The organism is Polynucleobacter hirudinilacicola (genome assembly GCF_002192535.1).
GTDB classification, from domain to species: Bacteria; Pseudomonadota; Gammaproteobacteria; order Burkholderiales; family Burkholderiaceae; genus Polynucleobacter; species Polynucleobacter hirudinilacicola.
In genome coordinates this window covers 11,880-36,901 of sequence record NZ_NAIA01000004.1, presented here as the reverse complement: position 1 = coordinate 36,901, position 25,022 = coordinate 11,880, and the positions used below count along the sequence as shown (strand labels likewise).

Below are 25,022 nucleotides of genomic sequence, written 5' to 3'. Positions count from 1 at the left end.
GAACCTTTTGAAACAGATTTTGTCCTTCATTTTGGTATTAGGTGCCACTTCTTTTGCGGGCGTCGTCTACTCTCAAGACTCTTCGAAGACTGGCAATACAACTGATAGCAAAATTCGCAATATCGATGGTGTTGCTGCTGTGGTGAATACAGGTTATGTAACCCGTAAAGAAATCGATGATCGCATCATAGCCCTTCAGAAGCAGGGAGTGAAGTTGCCTGATGCTGATAATTTAAGAAAGTTGGTACTAGAGCGCCTGATTATCGAAAAAATTCAACTGCAGAATGCCGAGCAAGAAGGCATTGTGGTTACCAACAAAGAGCTAGAGAAAATTATTGGCGATATCGCTGCTAAAAATAAACTGAGTTATGCCGAGTTCAAGGCCAGAATTATAGCTACAGGTATGACATTTGAGCGCTATAAACAGACCTTACGTGAAGATATTATTTTGAGTCGTTATCGCGAGCGAGCGGTAGAGGCCAAGATTAAGATTTCAGATGCGGAAGTAGATAATTTCATTTCAGAGCGTATGCGTGCAATGGTTGGTGGTGGCGAGCAACGTTCTGCATCACCTGCAAAAGGTGGGTCCGAAGAAATTGATGTTGCACAGATTTTTATTCCAGTAGATACAGGAGCGGGTGCGAGCATTCAAGCTGAAGCAAAGAAGCAGGCTGAGGCCTTACTACGCGATGCAAAAGGCGATGTAGATTTTTTACAACTTGGTGCTGCAGCTGCAAAAGCAAATCCTAAAATCAAATTTCAAGATTTAGGTTATCGCAGCCCCGATCGTTTGCCGCAACTTTTTTACGAGGCTATTCGAAATACTGGTGGCGGACAGGTTGCTAATGCGGTAGTGAAGAGTCCAGCGGGATATCACGTCCTCAAGGTTTTAGATCGTCGTGTAATAAGCGCAGCCCCCGCTCAGCAAGCCGGGTCGCAAGAGTCTATTCCGACAACACCCCAAAATATTCCGATTACCCAAACGATGTCACGTCACATTCTGTTGAAGAATAGAGCGGGATTAACAGATCAAGACGCTGAGAGGCGCTTGCAAGGCTATCGTGATCAAGTACGCGCCAAAACTGCTGATTTTGCTGAGCTTGCTAAAAAATACTCCGAGGATGGCTCGGCCCCAAATGGTGGTAATTTGGGTTGGATGGGTCCCGGAGATTTGGTTCCTGAATTTGAGCAGGCAATGAATCGACTGCAAATTGGTGAGGTAAGCAATCCAGTGAAGTCTGAGTTTGGCTGGCACTTGATTCAGGTATTAGAGCGTCGCGAAGCACAGTTAACAGTAGAAAAGCAGCGAGAATTTGCGCGTGCCGCTATCCGTGAAAGAAAATTCGAACAAGCTTATCAGGATTGGATTCGTGAATTGCGCGACACAGCAACTGTCAAAATCTTGAACGCAGAAGATGCAGCCAACGCCGCACTTCGTTAAATTAGTAATCACTACTGGTGATCCTGCTGGTATCGGACCAGAAGTTTCGCTGGCTGCAGCAAAAGAATTTTTGACTGAACAGCCTAATGTCCAGATTACTTTATTGGGCGATGCAAGTTTATTTCGAAATTCTTCTGGCGAAAACCTGAGTACCCTTGAGCATTTGAAGATTGAGTCAATTTCACTCGGTGCACCTAGTATCCCAGGTCTATTAAATCCTGCCAATGCACAGTATGTCCTCAATCTTCTGGATCATGCTAGCGACGCTTGTCTACATGGGGATTTTGATGCGATGGTTACCGCCCCAGTCCAAAAGAGCTTAATTAATAATGCCGGTATTCCTTTCACTGGACATACCGAATATTTGGCGCAGCGCTGCAACACACAGCATGTTGTCATGATGTTATGTGCTCCATTACCTGCTGGTTTCTTGGGAATTAAATCGCATAGAGATTTACGAGTTGCTTTGGCAAGTACTCACCTTCCTCTGAGGGACGTCTCAGCCTCTTTAAGTTATGAGCTCTTGTTTGAAACGATTCAAATAGTAAACCAGGATCTACATGAAAAATTTGGCAGCGCCAAGCCGGTGATTCGGGTTGCTGGCTTAAATCCGCATGCTGGTGAGTCTGGTTATTTGGGTCGTGAAGAAATTGAGATGATTGCACCAGCAATTGAATCTGCTAAGCAGCAAGGTATTGATGTTTCTGGACCATATCCTGGGGATACTATGTTTGACGCTTCCGCGCTCGAGCATGTTGATGCGTTTATAGCGATGTATCACGATCAAGGACTAGCCCCGTTTAAGTTCGTCACTTTTGGTGGTGGGGTGAATGTGACCCTGGGTTTGCCGATTATCCGAACATCAGTAGATCATGGAACTGCTTTGGATATTGCTGGAAAAGGAATTGCTGATTCTGGCAGCATGTTAGAGGCTCTTCGTTTGGCTTATGAGCTCGCCCTGAACCAAAGAAAGCTAAGCTAGGGAATGCATCGCGCACGTAAACGTTTTGGTCAGAATTTTTTGCAAGATGATGGGATTATTTATTCCATCGTTGCTTTAATTAATCCTGGCCCAGATATGCATGTGATTGAGATTGGTCCTGGGCTTGGCGCCTTGACAATTCCCTTGCTGAGAAATCTTGACGAGCTTGATCTCCTAGAAATTGACCGTGACTTAGTCGCCTACTGGAATCAAAAAAATCTCAATGGTTTAACAGTCATTGAAGGTGATGCTCTCAAGTTTGATTTTCTGGATTGGGCAAAGAGTCGTTCTGAGAAAAATGGGTTTTGTAAGGTAGTTGGTAATTTGCCTTACAACATCTCTTCACCATTATTATTTCATCTTGTTTCTGCTGCCTCTGAAATTGATGAACAAGTATTTATGTTGCAAGCTGAGGTTGTTGAAAGAATGGTGGCAAAGGCTGGTAGTTCTGATTTCAGTAGATTGTCTGTCATGCTCCAAGCTCGCTATGATATGGAGTTGGTCTTGGAGGTTCCCCCCGAAGCTTTTGATCCTCAACCAAAAGTAAACTCTGCGGTAGTACGCATGATTCCGCGCCAAGACTTTGATTTGAGCAATACTCAATGGAGCGCTTTAGAGCAGGTAGTTGCTTCAGCCTTTTCTCAAAGAAGAAAAATGTTACGTACCAACCTACAGGCTTTTGCAGAGAGATTAAGTTTGACCGAGCTTGAGTTAAAAGCGAGAGCTCAGGATATTGCTGTCGAGCGCTATATTGAGTGGGCTAAAGTTTTAGCCGCTTGATGTTCTATTGATAAGCGCTGGGGTCAATGACCCGCATTTCGGATTCGATCCAACCCTCAACCTCTTGTTGTAACTCTTCTCCTGACTTGCCTTCGGAAAGAATGGCGGGCCCAATCGAAAAGATCACAGTGCCGGGCTGCTTTAAAAAGCTGTTCTTAGGCCAAAAATTACCTGCGTTATGTGCAATCGGAATAACCAATGCGCCCGTAGCGCTCGCCAGTCGAGCACCACCCTTACGATAGGGCTTAGTTGATCCTCGAGGTGTTCTGGTGCCCTCCGGAAATAACATGATCCATTTACCTTCGCTCAGACGTTTACGACCTTGGCTAGCAACTGAGAGGGCTGCTGTTTGTTTGTTTGCGCGATTAATGTGAATCATTTTGAGCAAAGCTAAAGCCCAGCCAAAAAAGGGAATCCAAAGTAATTCTCGTTTGAAGACAAAACAAAGTTGCTTTGGAAGGAGTGCAATATAGGCAATCGTTTCATAAGCAGACTGATGTTTGCTCAGAATAACAACAGGTTTATCAAGCACTGCACGCATGTGTTGCATGCCACGAATTTCATAGCGGATGCCACAAAGATGCCACAAGAGCCAGATTACGACTTTGTTCCAAATACCAATGAATTTATAGCGATTTTCTGGGCTCAGAAAAGGAAATACCAGCATGCATAGCACTGACCAAATTGGGGTGAAGATCAGTAGAAATAAAGCAAAGAGAGTAGAGTGTAAATAGACCATGTTTTCTTTACACAGTACTTTCGAGCAGCGCGTTTGTGAATGCCATGAGATCAGCATGAATTTGCGTACCCTCTGGTAAGTTACCCTTTTCCAATGTTTTTTGACCTTTACCAGTCAATACTAGATGAGGCGAGGCTCCCAGCGCGATGCCAGCTTGCAGATCTCGTAATGAGTCACCAACAATGGGTACACCTAACAGCGGTTGAGTACTTTCTGATTTTTTATAACGCAAGGCAATCTCTTTGATAAGGCCAGGGGCGGGCTTTCGACAATCGCAGCCATGTGAATCTACATGAGGGCAAAAAAAGATGCTGTCTATATGACCACCTAATGGTTGAAGGAGCTTATCCATTTTGCTGTGCATTGCATGTAAATCATTGATCGTGAAATAACCTCTCGATAAGCCAGACTGATTGGTTGCGATTGCTACTTGATAGCCCGCTTGATTCAGTAATGCGATAGCTTCTAGGCTTCTAGGTAGCGGGATCCATTCATCAACAGATTTAACATAATCATCACGATCTTCATTGATCACGCCATCGCGATCAAGGATAATGAGTTTAGAGGAGCTGATGCTCATGCTAATTTGCCGAGATCGGCAACGAGATTCATTTTCTGGTGGAGTTGTTGCAGGAGAGCTAGGCGGTTATCACGCAACTCAGGATTAGGGTCCATCACCATCACATCGGCAAAAAATTGATCAATAGGCGCACTTAAAGCAACAAGCGCTCTTAATAATTCAACAAATTGACGTTTCTCATAAGCGGTGCTGAGGGCAGGAGTAATGCTTTCCAAGGCTTGATATAGCTTGGTTTCTGCGGGAATTTGCAATAACTTAGTAGAGCATGCCGTAGGAATGGCGGTAGTTGTTTTCTTCAGAATATTGCTAATCCGTTTATTTGCAGCAGCAAGTTGAGCGGCTTCCGTGAGAGCATTAAATTCACGTAAGGCAGTTAAACGTTGAATCAAGTCATTAATTTGCTTTGGCTCTTGGCTCAGAACAGCATCGATTTCAGCACTGGTAAATGGTTTACCAGCAATCGATTGATCACGCAGGTAAGCACGCAGACGATCGATGATGAATGCATAAATGTCAGCAGCATTTGCCTTTTCTTGAACATCTTTTTGTGAAAACTGCGCACGGGCTAATTCAATTAGCGCTGGCAGACTCAGAGACAGATTCTTTTCTAAAAGCAAGCGGCAAATACCTAAAGCATGACGACGCAATGCATATGGGTCTTTATCACCCGTTGGTGCAAGTCCAACACCCCAAATGCCCACTAAGGTTTCAAGCTTATCGGCAATGGCTAGGATGGTTCCAGTTACCGTCTGTGGCAGAGAATCGCCTGCAAAGCGCGGCATATAGTGCTCGCTACATGCGGCGGCAACTTCCGGATTTTCGCCATCATGCACTGCATAGTAGCGACCCATGATGCCTTGAAGTTCTGGAAATTCACCGACCATATCGGTTAGCAAGTCAGTCTTTGCAATCTCTGCAGCACGACTTGCGAGCTTTTCATCGGCATTGAGTTCTTTTGCAATACCCGTAGCAAGGGCCTGAACACGTCGGGCGCGCTCAAGTTGACTGCCCAATTGATTGTGATAGACCACCTTGCCAAGATCAGCAACACGAGTAGCTAAGGCGCGCTTTTGATCTTGCTGGAAGAAGAAGCGTGCATCTGCAAGGCGCGGACGCACAACGCGCTCGTTACCAGAGATGATGGCTTGTGGCTTAGTAGTTTCAATATTGGAAACAATTAAGAAGCGATTGCGCAACTTACCTTGTTTGTCAGTCAATGCAAAATACTTTTGATTGGTTTGCATTGTCAAAATTAAGCATTCTTGGGGCACTTCCAAAAATTCTTGATCGAAGTGGCACTCATAAATAGCGGGCCACTCAACTAGAGAGGTCACCTCATCCAATAAGCTGTCAGGCATTAATACTAAGTCATCACCAGCCGCCTTTAAGAGGGCCGCCTCGATTTGAGCTCTGCGCTGATTAAAACTTGGGATTACCTTAGCCTTAGCTTGCAACTCATTTTCATATTGGTCAGCAGAGGTGATAGTGACATTACCCGGCGCTAGGAAGCGATGCCCTTCAGTATGGTTGCTAGCAGCGATTCCTAGGCTGCTGATCTTGAGGATCTGATCGCCGTGTAAAGCAATGATGCTGTGGGCTGGACGAGCAAATTGTACGTCTGCTAATTGACCATTTTTCTGGAGCACTTGATAGTGCATCATTTTGGCAATCGGCAATTTACTCAGTGTTTGTTCAAGGGCAATTTGCGCAGTGTGCTCTAGTGCCGCACCTTTAGCTATCACATTTAGATACAGAGCTTCATTTTTACCTTCACCAGCCTTTTCAAGAGTGGCGATATCGATATCACCATAACCGAGCACACCTAATTTTTTTAATAATGGTGGAGTCGCTTTTCCTTGAGCATCAAAGGCAATACTGGTCGGCAATAGTTTTTCACGTACGGGGTAGTCGGGCGCTTGATCAAGCACATTGCTGATTTGAACTGCCAGGCGACGTGGTGTAGCAAAGCTAATGACTTTTGAGGCTTCATTAGCTAGACCTGCACCCTTTAAGACTGTAAAGATTCCCTCACTAAATGCATCACCTAAGCGACGCAAGGATTTGGGGGGTAATTCTTCAGTAAATACTTCAATTAATAAAGTAGCGGACAGTGTAGGTGAATTGCTTGTGCTCATAAGTGGATTAATTCAATCTTGAGGCCTAAACCTTGGCCTGGCGTTGACACATTGGGAAGCCGAGCTTTTCACGAGATTCAAAATAAGCTTGAGCGACTGAGCGAGAAAGATTGCGGATACGACCAATATAGGCCGCCCGTTCGGTTACTGAAATAGCGCCACGTGCGTCAAGCAGGTTAAAGGTGTGCGCTGCTTTGAGAACCATTTCATAGGCGGGGAGAGCAAGCGGCACTTCCATGAGGCGTTTTGCTTCGCTTTCGTAATTTGTAAAGTTTGCAAAAAGCAAATCAGTATTGGAGTGTTCAAAGTTGTAGCAAGATTGCTCCACTTCGTTTTGGTGATATACGTCACCATAGGAAATACCATCTGCCCAAACGAGGTCATAAACGTTTGAGCAATTTTGAATGTACATCGCTAGGCGTTCGATACCGTAAGTAATTTCGCCCAGAACTGGTTTGCAATCTAAGCCACCTACCTGTTGGAAATAGGTGAACTGAGTTACTTCCATGCCGTTTAACCAAACTTCCCAACCCAGACCCCAGGCTCCCAGCGTAGGATTTTCCCAATCATCTTCAACAAAACGGACATCATTTTCTTTGAGATCAAGCCCTAATGCTGCGAGGGATCCCAGATAGAGCTCAAGAATATTTTCAGGGGCTGGCTTTAGAACAACTTGATATTGATAGTAGTGTTGTAAGCGATTTGGATTCTCGCCATAGCGACCATCCTTGGGTCGCCGGGACGGCTGAACATAAGCTGCTTTCCAAGGCTCTGGACCAATAGCGCGCAGGAAGGTTGCGGTGTGGGATGTGCCCGCACCAACTTCGAGATCGATAGGCTGCAACAGGGCGCAACCTTGTTGGTCCCAATAATCTTGAAGTTTGAGAATGATTTGCTGAAAAGTAAGCATGATTAACCTGGCTAAGCCGTTGATTTTACATGGCTAGCAGGGGATGCAGTCAAAAATGACTAAAAACGTCGATGACGAATCAGGCCCCAGATCAGTAAGAGGCAAGAAAAGCTCAAAATTGGGAAATTACCCCAAAAGACATAAGGCGTTTTACCCTCATAGGCCTGAACTTCCGTACTTAAGCTTGCTTGGGTAAATTCAGGGAGAGCTGCAAGTACTTTGCCATCAGGGCCCAATACAGCAGTGATGCCAGTATTGGTAGCCCGAAGGGCCGGTAGGCCAGTTTCGAGTGAGCGTAATTGAGAGAGTCGTAATTGCTGGGTAGGCGCTTGTGATTTACCAAACCAAGCCAGGTTCGTTAAATTGATGAGTAAATTCGTTGGTTGGGCATTATTCCGAATACGACTAGCAAGCTCGCCACCAAAAACATCCTCATAACAAATCGTGATCGCTGCATAGAGCGGGTCTTGCTTCTGCCTTCTAATGATGAAGTTATCTTGCGCATCGCCACCTCTTGCAAAATCACTTAAGGGAACACTAAAAGCATTAACGAACCAACGAAAACCGGGTGGAATAAATTCTCCAAAAGGCACTAGGTGATTCTTATCGTATTGATATGCGTCTTGAGCAGGGGATAGACCCAGGGCTCGGTTAGAAAATTCTCTTCCATTATCTGGATTTGTGTGACGCCCAATGACGCCAAAGAGTAAGTTGGTTTGAGCATTGCTAGAAAGACTTTGAAGATTTTCTATAAGCCCAGCTGGAAGATTATTTGTGGGCCAAGCAAAAGCAGTTTCTGGCGAGATCACAAGCTCAGCCCGAGATTGCGTCATGGCATTGCTATAAAAATGAATTTGCTTTAAGACACCCTCGGGGTTGGTGAACATGCTTTGTGGAAAATTACCTTGTACCAGTTCAATCTTGAGGGGTTCGCCAATTGGTTTGGTAAAACTCCAGAAGTTTGAGCTAATAGTGATTAAGCAAACTAGTCCCAGCGTCAAGATGCAATAACGCGGATGTTTATTCAGCTGAAAGATTTGCCAGGATGCATACACCGCTAAAAAAGTACAAGCCAAACCGCCAAAATAAGGAGCGATGGTTGCAAATGGCCCATTTACTTGTGCTTCTGCAAATCCCATCCAAGGAAATCCTGTAAAAATCTCCCCGCGCAGATATTCACTGACTGCCCAGCTCGCAGCTAAAAATAAACCAGATATCGAAGAGCTTTTAAAGATGCGAATCGATAAACAAGCGATTGAGAAATAGAGAGAGACATAGGCGGACAACAAAAAAACAGCCACACAGGAAAGCAGGGCATTCATGCCGCCGATATCGTGCAGGCTGATATATAGCCACCAAAGCCCCACAATAAAGTAGCCAATCCCAAATATCAGGCTAGAGAAAAAATACTGTTTTATTGAACAATCTTTTAGCAGGCTAAGTCGCCACCAAATAATACTGAGAAGGGGGATGTGGATCCAGCCGCCATAGGGAAGCTCGGCGGTAACAGCCAGTAGGGCGCCCAATACAAAAAGCGCAAGGAGTGCTACTGCATTCAATTTTTGAGGGCCCTTGCCTGAATACAGATCAACCAAGGTAATTCTCAATCAGTAGATTTTGGTATTTGGCGCGCCAGTAAAATATGAACTTGTCGCGGGTCAGCACGCAGCACCTCAAACTCAATGCCATCTATAGTCATCAGTTCACCAATTTTTGGAACACGACCTAGATGCTGAACAACAAGGCCGGCTACGGTTTCAATATCTTCTTCTGCAAATTGAGTGCCGAGTGCTGCATTAAATTGCTCCAGTTCGGTGATGCCTTTTACCCGAATGTCACCATTATCTAGAGAGATGATGTTGTCAGCCTCTTCATCAATATCATGTTCGTCTTCAATATCGCCGACGATTTGCTCGAGCACATCTTCAATAGTAATAATGCCGGCTATTCCACTGTATTCATCAACCACAACAGCCAAATGATTGCGGTTGTCTTTAAAGTCTCTTAATAGAACGCTCAAGCGCTTTGATTCAGGAATAAAGACTGCTGGACGCAACCAGTCTCGCACCTGAAAATCTTTTTCAGTGACGTGACGTAGTAAATCTTTGGCCAATAAGATACCAATGACGTTATCTCGACTACCTTCAAATACCGGAAATCGAGAGTGCGCTGCTTCAATGACAGTTTTAATCAGATCTGCAAGAGGCAGATTGATATCAATCCAATCAATTTGGGCGCGTGGTACCAAGATATCGCGTGCGCACAATTGACCAACTTGAAATACACCCTCAATCATTGAGAGCGCATCAGCATCAATTAAACCTTCAATTTGCGCTTCACGTAATGTGGCAATTAACTCTTGGCGACGATCATTAGGGCTCGTTGGCTGTGGCGTTAAAAAATCAGCTAAGCGATCTAAAAGGGATTTATTGGGGTCAGGCATGTTGCAAGAATAGCGTAGAAATAAGTTAAATCAATAAAAGCAGTTGGGACAATGGATTACTGGGCTAGATAAGGGTTTGTAAAGCCCAGCTGACGCAGAATTTTGACCTCAAGCGCCTCCATCTTTTTGGCATCCTTTGGATTTTCATGATCGTAAGCTTGCGCATGCAGGCAGCCGTGTACGATTAAGTGGGCCAAATGGGCTTTGAGAGACTTATTCTGCTCTTTTGCTTCTTTTTGAATGACAGGTAAGCAAAAAATAATATCTGCAGCTAGTATAGTTTTAGAAAACTCGTATGGAAAAGTTAATACATTGGTGGCGTAATCTTTTTTACGAAAATTAGAATTTAATTTTTTGCCTTCTGCTGCATTCACAAAGCGAAGTGTCAACAATCCATCATGGTGTGTGGCAGCCTTGACCCATTTTTTGATTAATGCGGCCGAAGCAATTTTAGACAACACTGCCTCGATAGCGGGACTTGCATACTGAATATCAACAGTGAGTTTAGTTGGCATGGGCTTCAACCAATTCGCCTCTGAGGGTGTAATTGAGGACTTCGGTAATGCGAATATCAACCATTTGCCCAATCAGTGATTCAATTTCTTGATCGGGAGCCGTGAAATGTACAACTCGATTATTCTCGGCTCGACCTTGTAGGTTGATACCATCTTTGGCAAGACCTTCAATTAACACCCTTTCGATATTGCCCAGCATTTTTTGACTAATCTGATTTGCTTGTTCTTCAACTAGCGCCAACAGTGTTTGAAGGCGCTTGAGTTTCGTTTCATAGGGAGTGTCATCAGCTAGATTTGCTGCTGGTGTTCCTGGACGCGGGCTAAAGATGAAGCAAAAGCTGTTGTCAAACCCGAGCTCTCGTACCATCTTTAAAAGTTTCTCAAAGTCTGCGTCAGTCTCACCCGGAAAGCCCACAATGAAATCACTTGATAAAGTCAAGTCAGGCCGTACGGCACGCATCTTACGAATAATGCTCTTATATTCCAGAGCGGTATAGCCGCGTTTCATGGCAGAGAGCACTAAGTCAGAGCCATGCTGCACTGGTAGATGCAAATGACTTACCAGCTTGGGAACTTTGGCATAGACATCAATAAGGCGTTGGGTGAATTCTTTGGGGTGGCTCGTAGTAAAACGAATCCGCTCAACCCCAGGAATATCGGCAATGTATTCAATGAGTAAAGCAAAGTCTGCGATCTCCTCAGTACCACCCATTTTTCCAAGGTAGGCATTGACATTTTGACCAAGCAAAACAATTTCTTTCACGCCTTGGCTAGCTAGTCCGGCAACTTCGGTAAGCACATCGTCAAATGGTCTCGATACTTCTTCACCGCGCGTGTAGGGAACTACGCAGTAGCTACAGTATTTGGAGCAGCCTTCCATAATAGATACGTAGGCGGAGCCACGAGTTTGGCGGGACGCAGGAAGATGATCAAACTTTTCAATTTCAGGAAAAGAGATATCCACTTGAGGGATGCCAGTCTTACGACGTTGTGAAAGTAGATCTGATAGGCGGTGTAATGTTTGTGGTCCAAATACGACATCAACATAGGGTGCGCGACTCACAATTTGCTGACCCTCTTGGCTAGCCACGCAACCACCAACACCAATTAATAAATTGGGTTTCGTTTTTTTAAGCTCGCGTAAACGCCCTAAATCAGAGAAGACCTTATCTTCCGCTTTTTCTCGAATAGAGCAAGTATTGAGAAGGACAACATCTGCGTCTTCTGGTGTATCAGTCATGACCATGCCCTCATCGGCATGTAAGAGGTCGGCCATCTTGCCCGAGTCGTACTCGTTCATTTGACAGCCAAAGGTTTTGATATAGAGCTTTTTCATATGCCGTTCTCAGGTTTATAACTGGGGGCGAAGCTCAGATTCTACTGTCTATACGAGTCGATAGGCCAGAATCGCTACTAGCGTGGGTGGCAATGCTGCAATTAGTAGATAGAGTGCCGACACAGCCCCATTTGGAAAATATTGGCGTAAGATCGCGATTCCGGCTGGATTGGGCGCATTAGCTATAACGGTCAGTCCGCCACCCGCAACTGCACCGCCTACTAAGGCTAGCTTGAACTCCAAAGTGGTTCCAGTTACCAGTGATCCCAAATAAGTCAGTGCCGCATTGTCAGTAATTGCTGTGAGTGCAAGGCTGCCATAAAACACTTCTGTAGGACTCATCTTTTCCAAAATGGGTTGCAGCCACCAACCTTGCAATGCCCCTAGAACCACTAAACCAGCCAAGAAGAATCCAACTAGAAGGGCCTCTTTCACGATTAGCGGGTTTTGATGTTTCGGGTAAGCAGTGGTGTATCCAATAAAGAATAGCAGTATCCACATAAAAATGATGGGGTCATGAGCAAATACGACAATACCCAGTAAAAATAGTAGGTGCATCGCAATCACAGCTAGTGGAATTTTGCTTTGCTTTGCAGTATTACCTGGCTCGATGAGCTCTTTATGAAATAGTAATGTTGCTCCAAGGGCATTGATAAAAATTGCAATGCAAGATTCAATACCAAAGTTGGTAAACATGAATGCTGAGGTCCATCCCCAGGTTGAAGCCACCATCAGTACTGGTGGTGCCGCAAAGTTCGTGAGGGTTCCGCCAATAGAGATATTTACAAAAAGAACGCCTAGTGTTCCAAATAGCAATCCCGTTGAACATTTGTGTCGATATACCAAGTCACGCAATAGAAACGCAGCCAATGTCATAGCGGCAGCCTCAGTAATGAGTGAGCCAAGTAAGGGGGTGATTGCTAGTGTCAGAAAATATAAAGCAGGCGCGCTTCTAATGCGCAGAACCAGCATCAGAATTTTCGCAAGTAGATGCAAAATTTCCGTAGAGACAAATAAAATCGGCTTACTTGCCGCCACGATCATGATGGCAAAGACAAATAAAGGTTCCGTAAAGTTGCGCTGGTCTAAAAATATTCTTGCAGTATTTAAATCATCAATAAAACAGATGAAGATAATGAGGATGGCTGCCCAGAAGCCAAAAACAATTTCAACTTCGCCCAGCAGATGCCACAGTCCAGCATGGGAACGTGATTTTTTGGCTAGCGTCTCAAAATATCCAGTGCAAAAAGTATGTAAAACTGCAATGGCAAAAATAATACTTGCACCAAGCTCTGTAGCGGTAAAGTTCATAGCAGAATGGTAGCAGGTGATGCCCTGCTTTATGACATTGTTACTTTAGGAGGTTTTAGTGAAATTAAAAGTTGGCTATGAAGAGCTTATTGCCCGCGCGATGGCTGAAATCGAGACGGTTCCGCTAGAAAAAGCTCAAGACTTGCTAGGTGACCCCGATACCGTATTTGTTGATATTCGTGATATTCGAGAATTAGAGCGCGAGGGCATGATTCCCAATGCCCTGCATGCTCCAAGAGGTATGTTGGAATTTTGGGTGGATCCAGAGAGCCCCTACTTCAAGCCGATTTTTGGCGAAGGTAAGCGCCTGGTTCTCTACTGTGCTTCTGCATGGCGCTCTGCATTGGCTACCGAGACACTACAGAAAATGGGAGTACCGAAAGTCTCGCATCTGGAGGGTGGCTTTAGTGCCTGGAAGAAAGCTCAGCTACCTACAGTAGATAAAACAAGTAAACCCCATTCGGCATAGATCTGAAATTGGCTAAATAATCAGCACTATTTAATTTATTTGAGGAAATTATGAGAAAAGTAGAGTCGCAGTTTGGTGAAGGACCGCTTCAGCAAAAATTAAGCGCAGGCGATTTACATTTTTTATCAGATGCAGAAGTCATTAAGGGTGGCGGCGGGACGGGACCAAGTCCACATGAATATTTAGGTGCTGCTCTGGCAGCCTGTACAAGTATGACATTAAAAATGTATGCCAGTCGCAAGGCAATGAATCTAGAGAACGCAATCGTTACTGTTGATATTGAACGCAGCGATGACATCGAAAAATTTACGCGCGATATTCAGTTAATTGGTAATTTAAGTGCAGAAGAAAAAGAACGCTTAATGGAAATTGCTGATAAGTGCCCTATCCATAAAGCTTTAGCGGGGCAGATCCAAATAAAAACCCAGCCAGTAAGTTAATACAAGCTGGGTAGTTTTTAATGTAAAGCGAGTTTTAGTTAGGAGCTTTAGCTGGCTGATTATTTTTTCCAGCTTTGTAGCCAGAGTTGTATTCAGATGCCTGCTCTTTTTTGTAGGCGTCGTATACGTAACCAGAGGCCGCACCAACAGCTGCGCCACCAACCGCGCCCCAAATAGGGTTGCCGTGGAAAATAGCTGTGCCAACAGCACCAGCAGCAGCGCCAATACTCGCGCCTGAAAGTGTGCGTTGCTCCGTGTTGCTCATATTTGAACAACCAGCGATAGCAAGGGTTGCTGCTGTAATCGCAATAATTTTTTTCATATCAACTGATCCTTTAAATGTATTTTGAGTTCGCTAAGTACTGTGAATTATTTTTTGCCACAAGGAAAGCGTCCAGCCATAAATCCTAAGAACACACCTGCAGCTGGCTTGTCAGCTACTTGTTGATTTGATTGTGCAAACTTTACAAAGTCACTAATGACATCGTCGCGCGCTGGAGCAGGTTGGTTAACACAAATAAACGGTTTGGCACGTTGCGGATGACGAGTTGCTAAATAAGTTTCATACACGGCAGTAGTAAATCCGATGCAGAAGCTGCGAGATTCTGGGCTAGCAGGGAATTTGCAAACATTGACTAATTCTTGGGTGCTTAATACTTTGATGGTTTCTTGGGCCTGAGCTAGGCCAGAAAATGCCGCTAGAGCAGCCAAAACAACGAGGACTTTCTTCATGGGTTCTCCCTTGGATGTATGAAATTTCATCATAAACCATATATTGGGCTAATTAACGCACTAAATGGGTGCATATTGCACTTGTTTGGGATTATTTTTTCCCCATAATGATGCAAAAAATCAGAGGAAAAATTTCATGGAAATTTTGAAAACAGGCAGCGATGCTTTATTTATTTTGCTGGGCGCCATCATGGTCCTTGCCATGCACGCAGGTTTTGCGTTCTTAGAATTAGGAACTGTTCGTAAAAAGAACCAAGTCAATGCACTCGTCAAAATCTTGGTGGACTTTGCAGTTTCGACAATTGCGTACTTCTTCATTGGATACAGCATTGCTTATGGCGTGAACTTTTTCTCTGGAGCAGAATTGCTGGCCGAGAAAAATGGTTATGAGTTAGTGAAGTTTTTCTTCTTGCTGACTTTTGCTGCTGCCATACCTGCAATTATTTCTGGCGGTATTGCAGAGCGCGCCAAATTCAACCCCCAGTTGATTGCAACATTCATATTGGTCGGTTTTGTTTATCCATTCTTTGAAGGTATTGCATGGAACCAGCATTATGGTATTCAGGCTTGGATTAAAGGTTTGACTGGCGAAGAGTTTCATGACTTTGCTGGCTCAGTAGTAGTGCATGCAGTTGGCGGTTGGATTGCCTTGCCTGCAGTGATTCTCTTGGGCGCGCGTCGTGGTCGCTATACCAAAGAGGGTCAAATTTCTGCACATCCGCCTTCAAGTATTCCATTCTTAGCTTTGGGCGCATGGATTTTGGCAGTAGGTTGGTTTGGTTTCAATGTGATGAGTGCACAGACGATTGATAAGATCAGTGGCTTAGTTGCTATGAACTCATTAATGGCAATGGTTGGTGGCACACTCGCAGCCTGGATTGTTGGCCGCAACGATCCAGGCTTTACCTATAACGGCCCTCTTGCAGGCTTAGTTGCTGTTTGTGCTGGCTCTGATTTAATGCATCCAGTTGGAGCATTGGTTGTTGGCCTGGTCGCAGGTGCATTATTTGTTTACATGTTTACCTTGGTACAAAACCGCTGGAAGATTGATGACGTTCTGGGCGTATGGCCATTGCATGGTTTATGTGGGCTTTGGGGCGGTTTGGCTGCCGGCATCTTTGGGACAAAAGCGCTGGGCGGTATTGGCGGCGTTACCTTTACAGGCCAATTGATTGGTAGTGCTATCGGCGTGGGCGTTGCTCTGATCGGCGGCATTGTGGTTTACGGAGCGCTCAAGGTGATGCTCGGTATTCGGATGTCGCAAGAGGAAGAATATGAAGGCGCTGATTTAAGCGTACATCGTATTTCTTCTACTCCAGACCGCGAGCCTAATTGGTAGTTTGAGAGTCTTTATTGATGGCCTGATTCATACCTATAATGAGTCATGGCTATATTTGAACTAGACGGAAATGCCCCTCAGTTATCTGAGGGCGCCTGGGTTGCCGAGAGTGCTGAGGTAATCGGCAAGGTAGAGCTCCATAAAAATGCGAGCATCTGGCCTAAGGTGGTTATCCGTGGTGATAACGATCTCATCCAAATTGGTGAAGGCAGTAATGTGCAAGACGCATCTGTTTTACATACCGATCCCGGTTACCCACTCATCATTGGTAAGCATGCTACGGTAGGTCATCAAGTCATGCTGCATGGATGTCATATCGGCGATGGAAGTCTTATCGGCATTGGCGCTGTCATCTTGAACGGCGCAAAGATTGGTAAGCATTGTTTGGTGGGTGCTGGGGCTCTCGTGACCGAAGGTAAAGAGTTTCCAGATGGCTCAATGATCATTGGCTCGCCTGCAAAAGCAGTAAAGACACTAAGCCCCGAGCAGATAGCTGGCATTGAAGATATTGCAGATCGCTATGTCAAGAATGCGCAGCGTTACATTAAGACACTCAAAAAGATTGTTTAAGAGTTTGGTGGAATATCTACGCGCTTAGTGTGAATATCCCACCTCAACTCTTTCAATTAGCCTCTGCCGACAAACGGCATATTAGTTGCCATGATCGTCATTGAAAGAATATTGCTCTCTAGTGGAAGTTGAGCCATATGCAGTACTGCCTCACCTACATGATCCACATCCATACGTGGCTCGACCTTAATGGATTGATCGGCCTGCATAATGCCTGCGGCCATACGCTCAGTCATCTCTGTTGCGGCATTACCGATGTCAATTTGACCGCAAGCAATATTAAAGGGGCGTCCATCTAATGAAATGGTTTTAGTCAATCCGCTGATCGCATGCTTGGTGGCAGTGTAAGGAGCTGACATTGGTCTTGGAGCATGCGCAGAGATAGAGCCGTTATTAATAATTCTGCCGCCTTGAGGAGACTGCACCTTCATCATGCGAATCGCTTCTTGAGAGCATAAGAATGCGCCGCAGAGATTGGAGTTCACAACATTCATCCATTGCTCATATGTCAGCTCTTCCATCGGAATCGCTGGTGCACCAATACCGGCATTATTGAAAAGTACATCGATACGCCCAAAGCGTTCTTTGAGCGCTGCAAATAATTTCTTGACTTGATCTGGCTGACCAACATCGCAAGCAACCGCAAGACAGTTTTCACTGGTACCGCCAATAGTAGTAATTGCTTTTTCTAATTTCTCTAAATTGCGTCCAGTCAGTACAACTTGATAACCGCCTTTCAGAAGAGCTTTAGCTGCAGCCCTTCCAATGCCTACTCCGGCGCCGGTGACGAGTGCTACTTTATTATTTTGTGGCATTGCTTTCTTTCTAATAAATGTCTCTGATGAATTCTATATTGCCCTACATTTACTTGGGTAATGGTAAAGCAGTTTTATAGCGTACTTGTTTTAAGGCAAAGCTAGAACGAATTTTTTCAATCCCTGGAATTGGCGTTAGTTGCTCTAGGATAAATTTTTCTAGCGCACCCATATCAGCCACTGCCACACGAATGAGATAATCGCTATCACCAGTCATGAGATAGCACTCCATCACCTCATCATGTTCTGAGATACGTTGTTCAAATTCTCCTAGGGCTGCTTTTGACTGCTCTTTAAGGCTAATGGAGATAAAGACGTTTAAGCCAAGTCCTAAGACCTTAGGATCTGCCAGTGCAACATAATTTCTGATGACGCCTTTATCTTTCAGCGCTTTGACGCGCATGAGGCAGGGGGATGGGGATAGGTGAACCCGTTTAGCGAGCTCCACATTACTGTGAGAGCTGTCATTTTGAAGTTCATTCAAAATTCTGATATCTATGGGATCTATCTTCATAAAGTTCCTTAAAAATTACTTTAATAAGCATATTATGCTGAAAATAATGATTTAAGACCAATAATTAGCATCCTATTTTGCCTGTAATCCAACAAAATAAAGCCTTAGATACTGCTGTAAATCTTTGGAGGGGTTGTGGGTATTGAAATTGCGTTTCCAGAAGTTCAGAGGGATCAAGTCAGAACTGGGCTGGAGTTTTGGGCCGGCCCTTCGACCAGAAAATTCGCCCGTGAATTTGGTGTCGATATCCAGAAGGTTCGGGGTAGTGGTCAACGTGGTCGAATTACCAAAGAAGATATTCAGCAATTTATTAAGCGCTCCATGTTGGCAAGAGAGCGCGCGCCTACAAGGAGTACTCAGGGTATTGCAAATTTTGATCTTTTGCCTTGGCCTAAGGTCGACTTTACTAAGTTTGGAGAAATAGAGCGTCAAGCTCGTAGCCGCATTCAAAAAGTATCGGCTGCTAATCTCGCACGTAATTGGGTCATGATCCCGGCAGTCACTTATCACGATGATGCTGATATTACTGATCTAGAAGAGTTTCGTGCAGTATTAAACAAAGAGAATCAGAAAGATGAGCCTAAGATTACTTTATTGGCATTTCTGATCAAGGCTGCAGTAGCTGCTCTTAAGCAATGCCCAAGATTGAATTCTTCGCTGGATGGTGAAGATCTCATTCTAAAAAAATATTTTCATATTGGATTTGCAGTCGATACACCAGGCGGTCTCGTTGTGCCAGTGATTCGTAATGCGGATCAAAAAGGTATTCAAGAGATTGCAAAAGAGACTGCTAGCCTGGCGATACTGGCCCGAGAAGGAAAGCTCAAGCCTGATCAGATGCAGGGCGCCTCCTTTACGATCTCTTCATTGGGTGGCATCGGTGGTACGTATTGCGCCCCGATTGTGAATGCACCTGAAGTAGCCATTCTGGCGGTAAATAAGTCTGCTATGAAGCCTGTATGGAATGGAAAGCAATTTGTTCCGCGCCTGATTTGCCCGCTTTCTATGACCGCCGATCATCGCGTTATTGATGGTGCTTTAGCCACCCACTTCACTACGCACCTTACTCAGTTATTAGGTGATTTTCGTAAGGTGATGTTATGAACTTCAAAGATAAAAAGTTACAGAGGAATTTTTCATGAACGCTCCCAGCATTAAAAAATACTTAAATCTTGAGCATATCGATACAGACCCGGCAGAAACTGCAGAGTGGAATGAGGCGTTTATGGATTTACTCGCTTCAGGCGATAGTGCGCGCGCCAGATTTATTTTGGATAACTTGGTAAAGCTTGCTAATAAAAATCAGATTAATTGGGTGCCTGACTTAGTCACGCCTTATATCAATTCAATACCAGTAGATGAGCAATCTCCATTTCCTGGAGATTTGGCAATTGAAGAAAAGCTAGCCTCGCTGATGAGATGGAATGCGCTAGCAATGGTGGCAAAGGCAAATGAAGCCTATGGTGAGCTGGGTGGTCACATTGCTAGCTATGCCAGCGCTGCAGATTTATTTGAGGTTGGGTTCAATCATTTTTTCCGTGCAAGAACTGAGGGTGGCGATGCTAAAGAACGTGGAGACTTGGTTTTCTTCCAACCGCATAGTGCCCCAGGCGTATATGCTCGAGCCTATTTAGAGGGAAGGCTGACTGAAAATGATCTTGCGCATTACCGCCGCGAGATTACTGCGCCCGAGTCAGGTGCAAGAGGTTTATCTAGTTATCCACATCCTTGGTTAATGCCTGATTTTTGGCAGTTCCCAACAGGCTCCATGGGCATCGGCCCAATCAGCTCGATTTATCACGCACGCTTCATGCGCTATCTCAGTGATCGCAAATTATTAGACTGCTCAACCAGAAAAGTATGGGGTGTATTTGGTGATGGTGAGATGGATGAGCCAGAAAGCATGAGCGCATTGACATTAGCCTCTAGAGAAAAGCTGGATAACCTAGTTTGGGTTGTCAATTGCAATCTACAACGCCTAGATGGACCGGTGCGTGGTAACGGCAGAATCATTGATGAGTTGGAAAAACTGTTTCGGGGCTCTGGTTGGAACGTCATTAAATTGGTTTGGGGTAGTGATTGGGATGGGTTATTTGCTAGAGATACCACGGGAGCGCTAGTAAAAGCCTTTGCTCAAACCGTTGACGGTCAAATGCAAACCTTTGCCGCCAAAGATGGTAGCTTTAATCGTAAGAATTTCTTTGGCCAAAATGAAGAATTAGCATGTCTTGCTCAGGGTATGACTGATGAGCAAATTGATCGACTGAAAAGAGGCGGTCATGATTTAGTCAAAATTCATGCGGCTTATCAAGCTGCAGCCAACCATGTGGGTCAGCCAACCGTGATCTTGGCGCATACCAAGAAGGGCTACGGCATGGGTAATGCTGGACAAGGAAAGATGACAACACATAGTCAAAAGAAGTTAGATGATGAGGCATTAATTGAGTATCGCAATCGTTTCAATTTGCCATTGACTGATGAGCAGGCAACTAGCCTAACTTTCTTTAGGCCTAATGAGGACAGTGAAGAGCTGAAATATCTAAAAGAACAGCGCAATAAGCTTGGCGGACAATTGCCTAAGCGCTATTCAGAATGTGATAAATTAAATGTCCCAGATATCTATTCATATGCAGCGTTTGCGATTAAAGCCGAAGATAAAGAGATGTCTACCACGATGGCTTTTGTGCGTATGCTTGGAAACTTGCTCAAAGATAAAGAGCTAGGACCTCGTGTTGTACCGATTGTTGCGGATGAAGCGCGTACCTTTGGTATGGCCAATTTGTTTAAGCAGGTTGGCATTTACTCGAGTGTAGGCCAGCGCTATGAGCCAGAAGATATTGGTTCAGTGCTGAGTTATCGCGAGGCCTTGGATGGACAAATTCTGGAGGAGGGTATTAGTGAGGCAGGGGCAATTGCCAGTTGGACTGCTGCAGCAACCAGTTATAGCGTTCACGGTATTGCAATGCTACCTTTTTATATCTACTACTCCATGTTTGGCTTTCAGAGAATTGGTGATGCCATTTGGGCTGCGGCCGATCAACGTGCTAGAGGATTTTTATTGGGCGCCACCTCAGGTAGAACAACATTAGGTGGTGAGGGTCTGCAACATCAAGATGGTAGTAGTCAGCTCGTTGCTGCAACCATTCCTAATTGCAAAGCATATGATCCCGCCTTTGCCGGTGAGCTAGCGGTAATTGTGGATCAAGGGATGCGTGACATGTTGATTGATCAAAAAGATTTGTTCTACTACATCACCCTCATGAATGAAAACTATGCTCAACCTGATTTACCTGAGAATGCAGCTGAGGGCGTGATTCGGGGTTGTTATAAATTTAAGACTATTAAGGCTGCTAACAGCGATGGCAAATCTTATGTGAGCTTACTTGGATCTGGCGCCATCATGACTGAGGTTCTGAAGGCAGCAGACATGCTAGCTGATGATGGTATCAATGTTGATATCTTTAGTGTGACCAGTTGGAGTGAGTTATCTCGAGATGGTAAATTAAAAGAGCAGACACGACTCTCTGGTAGCACTAGTGATACGCAAGCATATATTTCAGAGGTATTAGCTCAAGGTCAGGGTCCGATTGTGGCTGCCACTGACTATGTACATGCACTACCAGAAAGCATACGTGCATATATTCCTGAGGGCAGAGGATATATGACGCTCGGTACCGATGGTTTCGGTAGAAGCGATACAAGAGCGGCATTACGTGAGTATTTCGGCGTGAATGCGAACAGTGTTTATAAGGTAGCGAAAGAATCATTGAAAAAATAATCTTTCACTTGATGCCTTATGATCACTTTATTATTAGTTATTACCGAATTTTCTGGAGATTGATAGATGTCCCTTATTCAAAAGCTCAAAGCGCGTGCAGCTAACAATAATCCCGTGCGTGTGGGCATTATTGGCGCCGGTAAGTTCGGCTCTATGTATCTTTCGCAAGCGCCACGTACTCCAGGTATTCATTTGGTTGCAGTCGCTGATTTATCGCCCGCTCGTGCAAAAGAATCGCTTGCTCGCGTAGGATGGGATGCCCCTCGCTATAGCGCTACTTCATTACAGGATGCCGCCAAGTCGGGCGCTACCTTCGTGACAGACGATACAGAAAAAATGATTGCTAGTGAGCACATTGATATTGTGATCGACTCTACTGGTAGTCCTGCGGCTGGTATTCGTCATGCCCTGCTTTGTTTTGATCATCGCAAGCACATTATTATGGTCAACGTAGAAGCAGATGTACTGGCTGGACCATTGCTTGCCCGTAAGGCAGCAGAGGCTGGTGTGATTTATTCCATGGCTTCTGGAGATCAGCCAGCACTCATCGCAGAATTAGTAGATTGGGCAAGAACGATAGGCTTAGAAGTAGTGTGTGCAGGTAAGGGCACTAAATATTTACCCATCTACCATCAGTCTACTCCTGAAACTGTTTGGGGACACTATGGATTTTCTGAGGAACAAGTTGCTGGCGGCGACTTTAACGCACAAATGTTCAATTCATTTTTGGATGGCACAAAATCTGCCCTGGAAATGGCTGCAGTATCAAACGCCTGTGATTTAACTCCCCCGAGTAATGGCTTGGAGTTTCCACCTTGTGGGGTAGATGACTTGCCGCATATCTTCCGACCTATTTCTGAAGGCGGCATTCTGAAACAAAAGGGGACTGTTGAAGTGGTGTCTTCAGTTGAGAGGGATGGGCGCCCGGTATTTAGAGATTTACGTTGGGGCGTTTTTGCAGTGTTTGAGGCACCTAGTCAATACGTCATCGATTGCTTTTCACAGTACGGTTTAAAAACAGATAGCACTGGTAAATATGCAGCGATGTATAAGCCTTATCACTTGATAGGTTTAGAGCTAGGCATTTCCGTTGCAAGTATTGCAGTCCGAGGAGAGGCTACTGGGGCGACTGGTGATTGGAGGGGTGACGTTGTTGCTACTGCTAAGCGCACCCTAAAAGCTGGTGAGAAATTAGATGGAGAAGGCGGTTTCACTGTGTATGGAAAGTTGATGACTGCTGCAGATTCACTCAAGCTTGGTGCTTTGCCAATTGGTTTGGCGCACAACATGATTCTGAATAAAGATATTCTAGCTGGGAAGCCAGTATGTTGGGGTGATGTGGATTACGACGCCACTCAGCAGGCAATTCAATTTCGACGTGAAATGGAAAAAGTGTTTGCTTAGAGCTTAGGTGGATATGGTGCGATGATTCCAGATCAACCAGATGCCTGAAGAAGCAATTAGGATCATGCCTACAACGCTTAAGCTATCGGGTAGCTCACCGAAAATGAGATAGCCATAGCTCACTGCCCAGATCAGCTGCAAGAAAACTAAAGGGGTTAGTTTGTAAGGCCGCATTTTGTAGAACGCCAGCACAACTAATAGATGGGCAAATCCACCAAATAAGCCTATCAAGCCAAATAAGACATATTCATATGTAGGTAAGACAGGAAGTGGCGCTGAAAGCGGGAGTAATAAGGTAGAGACCACGAGCCCAACGATGCCACTGTAAAAGAAAGTGGTGTACTGCGAGTCATCAACCAGTTTTCTAGTGGAGAGCTGAAAGATGGCATTGAGAAACGCCATCAGAACCAGTAGTAGTGCTGCTATATGAAAAATTGCTGAACCTGGTCTGGCAATAAAGAGTATGCCCAGGAATCCTACTGCGGCAACAAGCCAATCTTTTATTCCTACTCGTTCCCCTAAAATAGGTCCCGATAAAATAGCTACCCAAATTGGAGCGGTGAATGTAATTGATGACGCCTCAGCTAGGGGCAACCAATTGAGCCCTGCAAAAAATAAGGCTGCCGTTGCAACAAGTAAGCAAGAGCGAAAGAGTTGCAGGCGTAAGTTTTGAGTACGCCAGAAATTTTTTCCCAAAAAGTACCAGGCTATCGGAGCTGCAAGTAATAGTTGACCAAAAAATCGAGACCACACTACAGCGATGAGATTGGTATCTTGAACCAGAATCTTGGCCATTGTATCTACAGTAGAAAAGCAGATTCCACTCAGAATGAAAAGAAAAACTGGCGATTTCACTCTACAGATACTCCTGCCTTAATACATATCCACTCTTTAAAGAGTTTAATTTTTTGACTGTTTTTTGTATTCGAGCGATAGGATAAAAAATGGGTTCTATCGGTGGTGGGTAAAAAAATTCCCTTACCAATCTCAACCAGCTCACCACGAGAGAGTTCTCTTTCGGCAAAGCGCACACTCTCTAGTACGGCGCCTATGCCGTCCACAGCGGCAGATACTGAAAGGGCTGCACGGTCAAATGACATTTTTCGACTTGATGGATTTTTGAGTCCATTAATCTCAAACCACTGCTCCCATGTATGGTGATTGAGTGAAGACTCGATGAGGGTTAGCTTGCTCATCAATTCTTTTACTGGAATTTTGGGGTCAATTAATTCGGGCGAGCACAGCGGCATAATTTTTTCTTCGCCTAGAGAGAGGGAAGTAATTCCGGGGCCTTCATGAATGGATTGATAGGAGATCGCAATATCAACTTCCTGATTGCGCAAGAGATCAATCGGCTCAGCTCCAGAAGTCAGTCGAATAGTGATATCGGGATTATTTTTGATGAAATCCGGCAATCTTGGACTCAGCCACTTGGCAGCAAAACTCGGTGAGCAGTACAAGGCAAGAACTTGTGAGCTGGGAGCGAGAGTCACTTCACTACATGCTGCTTCAATGACATCAAATACTCTTGAGAGTGAATCTAATAAACGCCGACCTTCGGCTGTTGGCTCTACTTTGCGATTCTTTCGTAAAAAGAGCGCCTTACCAAAATAGTCTTCGAGCTCTCTAATCTGATGACTAATGGCTGATTGGGTGAGGTGTAGCTCCTTAGCAGCTAGGGTGAAGCTTTCGAGGCGGGCAGCAGCCTCAAAAGCTCTCAGGAGCACATAATTTGGCATTTTTCTCATGTAAATGAAATATACATGATTTACATTCATCTATCCATGAA

The 25,022-nt window shown here is 44.8% G+C and carries 24 protein-coding genes and 1 pseudogene; 10 read left to right on the top strand and 15 right to left on the bottom strand.

Annotation, left to right across the window (positions count from 1 at the left end; translation table 11 throughout):
* The first annotated feature begins 7 nt into the window (after positions 1-7).
* Genes B6A14_RS10055 through rsmA form a run of 3 tightly spaced genes read left to right on the top strand, consistent with a single transcriptional unit; the run spans position 8 to position 3,203 of the window.
* Complete coding sequence (locus B6A14_RS10055) at positions 8-1,441, top strand: peptidylprolyl isomerase (RefSeq protein ID WP_236635733.1); 1,434 nt, start codon at positions 8-10, stop codon at positions 1,439-1,441.
* Entirely contained in the window at positions 1,416-2,423 is a 1,008-nt protein-coding gene (pdxA, locus tag B6A14_RS10050; RefSeq protein ID WP_087910380.1) for a 4-hydroxythreonine-4-phosphate dehydrogenase PdxA, read from the top strand. The genes B6A14_RS10055 and pdxA overlap by 26 nt, the downstream gene beginning before the upstream one ends.
* Before the next feature lie 3 nt (positions 2,424-2,426).
* Positions 2,427-3,203, top strand: a complete 777-nt coding sequence (gene rsmA, locus B6A14_RS10045; protein ID WP_087910379.1) for a 16S rRNA (adenine(1518)-N(6)/adenine(1519)-N(6))-dimethyltransferase RsmA — start codon at positions 2,427-2,429, stop codon at positions 3,201-3,203.
* A gap of 4 nt (positions 3,204-3,207) precedes the next feature.
* On the opposite strand, the gene B6A14_RS10040 is transcribed toward rsmA, so the two are convergent.
* From B6A14_RS10040 to B6A14_RS10000, 9 genes are read right to left on the bottom strand one after another with little or no spacing between them, the layout of a single operon-like run.
* Entirely contained in the window at positions 3,208-3,942 is a 735-nt protein-coding gene (locus B6A14_RS10040) for a lysophospholipid acyltransferase family protein (protein ID WP_087910378.1), read from the bottom strand.
* 7 nt (positions 3,943-3,949) lie between these two features.
* Positions 3,950-4,522 (bottom strand): D-glycero-beta-D-manno-heptose 1,7-bisphosphate 7-phosphatase, encoded by a 573-nt coding sequence (gmhB, locus tag B6A14_RS10035; protein WP_087910377.1) that lies wholly within the window; start codon positions 4,520-4,522, stop codon positions 3,950-3,952.
* Entirely contained in the window at positions 4,519-6,657 is a 2,139-nt protein-coding gene (glyS, locus tag B6A14_RS10030) for a glycine--tRNA ligase subunit beta (protein WP_087910376.1), read from the bottom strand. The genes gmhB and glyS overlap by 4 nt, the downstream gene beginning before the upstream one ends.
* Positions 6,658-6,682: 25 nt before the next feature.
* Positions 6,683-7,567: a glycine--tRNA ligase subunit alpha gene (gene glyQ / locus B6A14_RS10025; RefSeq protein WP_087910375.1), complete on the bottom strand. Its 885-nt coding sequence runs from the start codon at positions 7,565-7,567 to the stop codon at positions 6,683-6,685.
* A gap of 59 nt (positions 7,568-7,626) precedes the next feature.
* Positions 7,627-9,174 (bottom strand): apolipoprotein N-acyltransferase, encoded by a 1,548-nt coding sequence (gene lnt, locus B6A14_RS10020; RefSeq protein WP_236635732.1) that lies wholly within the window; start codon positions 9,172-9,174, stop codon positions 7,627-7,629.
* Entirely contained in the window at positions 9,171-10,010 is an 840-nt protein-coding gene (locus B6A14_RS10015) for an HlyC/CorC family transporter (protein ID WP_087910374.1), read from the bottom strand. Before B6A14_RS10015 ends, lnt begins: the two co-directional genes overlap by 4 nt.
* Positions 10,011-10,066: 56 nt before the next feature.
* Positions 10,067-10,525 (bottom strand): rRNA maturation RNase YbeY, encoded by a 459-nt coding sequence (ybeY, locus tag B6A14_RS10010; protein WP_087910373.1) that lies wholly within the window; start codon positions 10,523-10,525, stop codon positions 10,067-10,069.
* The gene (gene miaB, locus B6A14_RS10005) at positions 10,515-11,861 is read right to left on the bottom strand and encodes a tRNA (N6-isopentenyl adenosine(37)-C2)-methylthiotransferase MiaB (RefSeq protein WP_087910372.1); all 1,347 of its coding nucleotides are present in this window, start codon (positions 11,859-11,861) and stop codon (positions 10,515-10,517) included. The genes ybeY and miaB overlap by 11 nt, the downstream gene beginning before the upstream one ends.
* 48 nt (positions 11,862-11,909) lie before the next feature.
* Positions 11,910-13,172, bottom strand: a complete 1,263-nt coding sequence (locus B6A14_RS10000; protein WP_087910371.1) for a putative Na+/H+ antiporter — start codon at positions 13,170-13,172, stop codon at positions 11,910-11,912.
* A gap of 58 nt (positions 13,173-13,230) precedes the next feature.
* On the opposite strand from B6A14_RS10000, the gene B6A14_RS09995 reads away from it, so the two are divergent.
* A complete protein-coding gene (locus B6A14_RS09995; RefSeq protein ID WP_201721529.1) occupies positions 13,231-13,641 on the top strand; it encodes a rhodanese-like domain-containing protein in 411 nt (136 codons plus the stop codon).
* Between the two features lie 50 nt (positions 13,642-13,691).
* Entirely contained in the window at positions 13,692-14,081 is a 390-nt protein-coding gene (locus tag B6A14_RS09990) for an OsmC family protein (RefSeq protein WP_087910370.1), read from the top strand.
* Between the two features lie 34 nt (positions 14,082-14,115).
* Here the strand turns inward: B6A14_RS09990 and B6A14_RS09985 are convergent, their stop codons facing one another.
* Positions 14,116-14,403 (bottom strand): glycine zipper domain-containing protein, encoded by a 288-nt coding sequence (locus tag B6A14_RS09985; protein WP_087910369.1) that lies wholly within the window; start codon positions 14,401-14,403, stop codon positions 14,116-14,118.
* Between the two features lie 47 nt (positions 14,404-14,450).
* Positions 14,451-14,813, bottom strand: a complete 363-nt coding sequence (locus B6A14_RS09980) for a Rap1a/Tai family immunity protein (protein ID WP_087910368.1) — start codon at positions 14,811-14,813, stop codon at positions 14,451-14,453.
* Positions 14,814-14,949: 136 nt separating this feature from the next.
* Between B6A14_RS09980 and B6A14_RS09975 the strand changes: the two genes are divergently transcribed.
* On the top strand, positions 14,950-16,152 hold the full coding sequence (locus B6A14_RS09975; protein WP_087910385.1) for an ammonium transporter: 1,203 nt from the start codon (positions 14,950-14,952) through the stop codon (positions 16,150-16,152).
* A gap of 45 nt (positions 16,153-16,197) precedes the next feature.
* Positions 16,198-16,722, top strand: a complete 525-nt coding sequence (locus B6A14_RS09970) for a gamma carbonic anhydrase family protein (RefSeq protein ID WP_087910367.1) — start codon at positions 16,198-16,200, stop codon at positions 16,720-16,722.
* Positions 16,723-16,778: 56 nt separating this feature from the next.
* Here B6A14_RS09970 and B6A14_RS09965 read toward each other — a convergent pair whose 3' ends face one another.
* Together B6A14_RS09965 and B6A14_RS09960 are read right to left on the bottom strand one after the other, a co-directional pair.
* A complete protein-coding gene (locus B6A14_RS09965; RefSeq protein WP_087910366.1) occupies positions 16,779-17,537 on the bottom strand; it encodes an SDR family oxidoreductase in 759 nt (252 codons plus the stop codon).
* 49 nt (positions 17,538-17,586) lie between these two features.
* Complete coding sequence (locus B6A14_RS09960) at positions 17,587-18,051, bottom strand: Lrp/AsnC family transcriptional regulator (protein ID WP_087910365.1); 465 nt, start codon at positions 18,049-18,051, stop codon at positions 17,587-17,589.
* A gap of 201 nt (positions 18,052-18,252) precedes the next feature.
* Between B6A14_RS09960 and B6A14_RS09955 the strand changes: the two are divergent.
* The 3 genes and pseudogenes from B6A14_RS09955 to B6A14_RS09945 all read left to right on the top strand — a co-directional run.
* A pseudogene (locus B6A14_RS09955) lies at positions 18,253-19,155 on the top strand (2-oxo acid dehydrogenase subunit E2); the annotation flags it as partial.
* A 34-nt stretch (positions 19,156-19,189) separates the two neighbouring features.
* On the top strand, positions 19,190-21,829 hold the full coding sequence (mdeB, locus tag B6A14_RS09950; protein ID WP_087910363.1) for an alpha-ketoglutarate dehydrogenase: 2,640 nt from the start codon (positions 19,190-19,192) through the stop codon (positions 21,827-21,829).
* A 66-nt stretch (positions 21,830-21,895) separates the two neighbouring features.
* A complete protein-coding gene (locus B6A14_RS09945; RefSeq protein ID WP_087910362.1) occupies positions 21,896-23,233 on the top strand; it encodes an NAD(P)H-dependent oxidoreductase in 1,338 nt (445 codons plus the stop codon).
* A 3-nt stretch (positions 23,234-23,236) separates the two neighbouring features.
* On the opposite strand, the gene B6A14_RS09940 is transcribed toward B6A14_RS09945, so the two are convergent.
* Positions 23,237-24,088 (bottom strand): DMT family transporter, encoded by an 852-nt coding sequence (locus B6A14_RS09940; protein ID WP_161491130.1) that lies wholly within the window; start codon positions 24,086-24,088, stop codon positions 23,237-23,239.
* A complete protein-coding gene (locus tag B6A14_RS09935) occupies positions 24,085-24,981 on the bottom strand; it encodes a LysR substrate-binding domain-containing protein (protein ID WP_236635731.1) in 897 nt (298 codons plus the stop codon). Before B6A14_RS09935 ends, B6A14_RS09940 begins: the two co-directional genes overlap by 4 nt.
* Positions 24,982-25,022 lie beyond the last annotated feature (41 nt).

Bases quoted from the DNA above. Each gene is read 5' to 3' on its own strand.
- pdxA (WP_087910380.1), top strand. From the start codon at position 1,416: ATGCAGCCAACGCCGCACTTCGTTAAATTAGTAATCACTACTGGTGAT.
- rsmA (WP_087910379.1), top strand. From the start codon at position 2,427: ATGCATCGCGCACGTAAACGTTTTGGTCAGAATTTTTTGCAAGATGAT.
- B6A14_RS10040 (WP_087910378.1), bottom strand. From the start codon at position 3,942: ATGGTCTATTTACACTCTACTCTCTTTGCTTTATTTCTACTGATCTTC.
- gmhB (WP_087910377.1), bottom strand. From the start codon at position 4,522: ATGAGCATCAGCTCCTCTAAACTCATTATCCTTGATCGCGATGGCGTG.
- glyS (WP_087910376.1), bottom strand. From the start codon at position 6,657: ATGAGCACAAGCAATTCACCTACACTGTCCGCTACTTTATTAATTGAA.
- glyQ (WP_087910375.1), bottom strand. From the start codon at position 7,567: ATGCTTACTTTTCAGCAAATCATTCTCAAACTTCAAGATTATTGGGAC.
- B6A14_RS10015 (WP_087910374.1), bottom strand. From the start codon at position 10,010: ATGCCTGACCCCAATAAATCCCTTTTAGATCGCTTAGCTGATTTTTTA.
- ybeY (WP_087910373.1), bottom strand. From the start codon at position 10,525: ATGCCAACTAAACTCACTGTTGATATTCAGTATGCAAGTCCCGCTATC.
- miaB (WP_087910372.1), bottom strand. From the start codon at position 11,861: ATGAAAAAGCTCTATATCAAAACCTTTGGCTGTCAAATGAACGAGTAC.
- B6A14_RS10000 (WP_087910371.1), bottom strand. From the start codon at position 13,172: ATGAACTTTACCGCTACAGAGCTTGGTGCAAGTATTATTTTTGCCATT.
- B6A14_RS09990 (WP_087910370.1), top strand. From the start codon at position 13,692: ATGAGAAAAGTAGAGTCGCAGTTTGGTGAAGGACCGCTTCAGCAAAAA.
- B6A14_RS09985 (WP_087910369.1), bottom strand. From the start codon at position 14,403: ATGAAAAAAATTATTGCGATTACAGCAGCAACCCTTGCTATCGCTGGT.
- B6A14_RS09980 (WP_087910368.1), bottom strand. From the start codon at position 14,813: ATGAAGAAAGTCCTCGTTGTTTTGGCTGCTCTAGCGGCATTTTCTGGC.
- B6A14_RS09975 (WP_087910385.1), top strand. From the start codon at position 14,950: ATGGAAATTTTGAAAACAGGCAGCGATGCTTTATTTATTTTGCTGGGC.
- B6A14_RS09970 (WP_087910367.1), top strand. From the start codon at position 16,198: ATGGCTATATTTGAACTAGACGGAAATGCCCCTCAGTTATCTGAGGGC.
- B6A14_RS09965 (WP_087910366.1), bottom strand. From the start codon at position 17,537: ATGCCACAAAATAATAAAGTAGCACTCGTCACCGGCGCCGGAGTAGGC.
- B6A14_RS09960 (WP_087910365.1), bottom strand. From the start codon at position 18,051: ATGAAGATAGATCCCATAGATATCAGAATTTTGAATGAACTTCAAAAT.
- mdeB (WP_087910363.1), top strand. From the start codon at position 19,190: ATGAACGCTCCCAGCATTAAAAAATACTTAAATCTTGAGCATATCGAT.
- B6A14_RS09945 (WP_087910362.1), top strand. From the start codon at position 21,896: ATGTCCCTTATTCAAAAGCTCAAAGCGCGTGCAGCTAACAATAATCCC.
- B6A14_RS09935 (WP_236635731.1), bottom strand. From the start codon at position 24,981: ATGAGAAAAATGCCAAATTATGTGCTCCTGAGAGCTTTTGAGGCTGCT.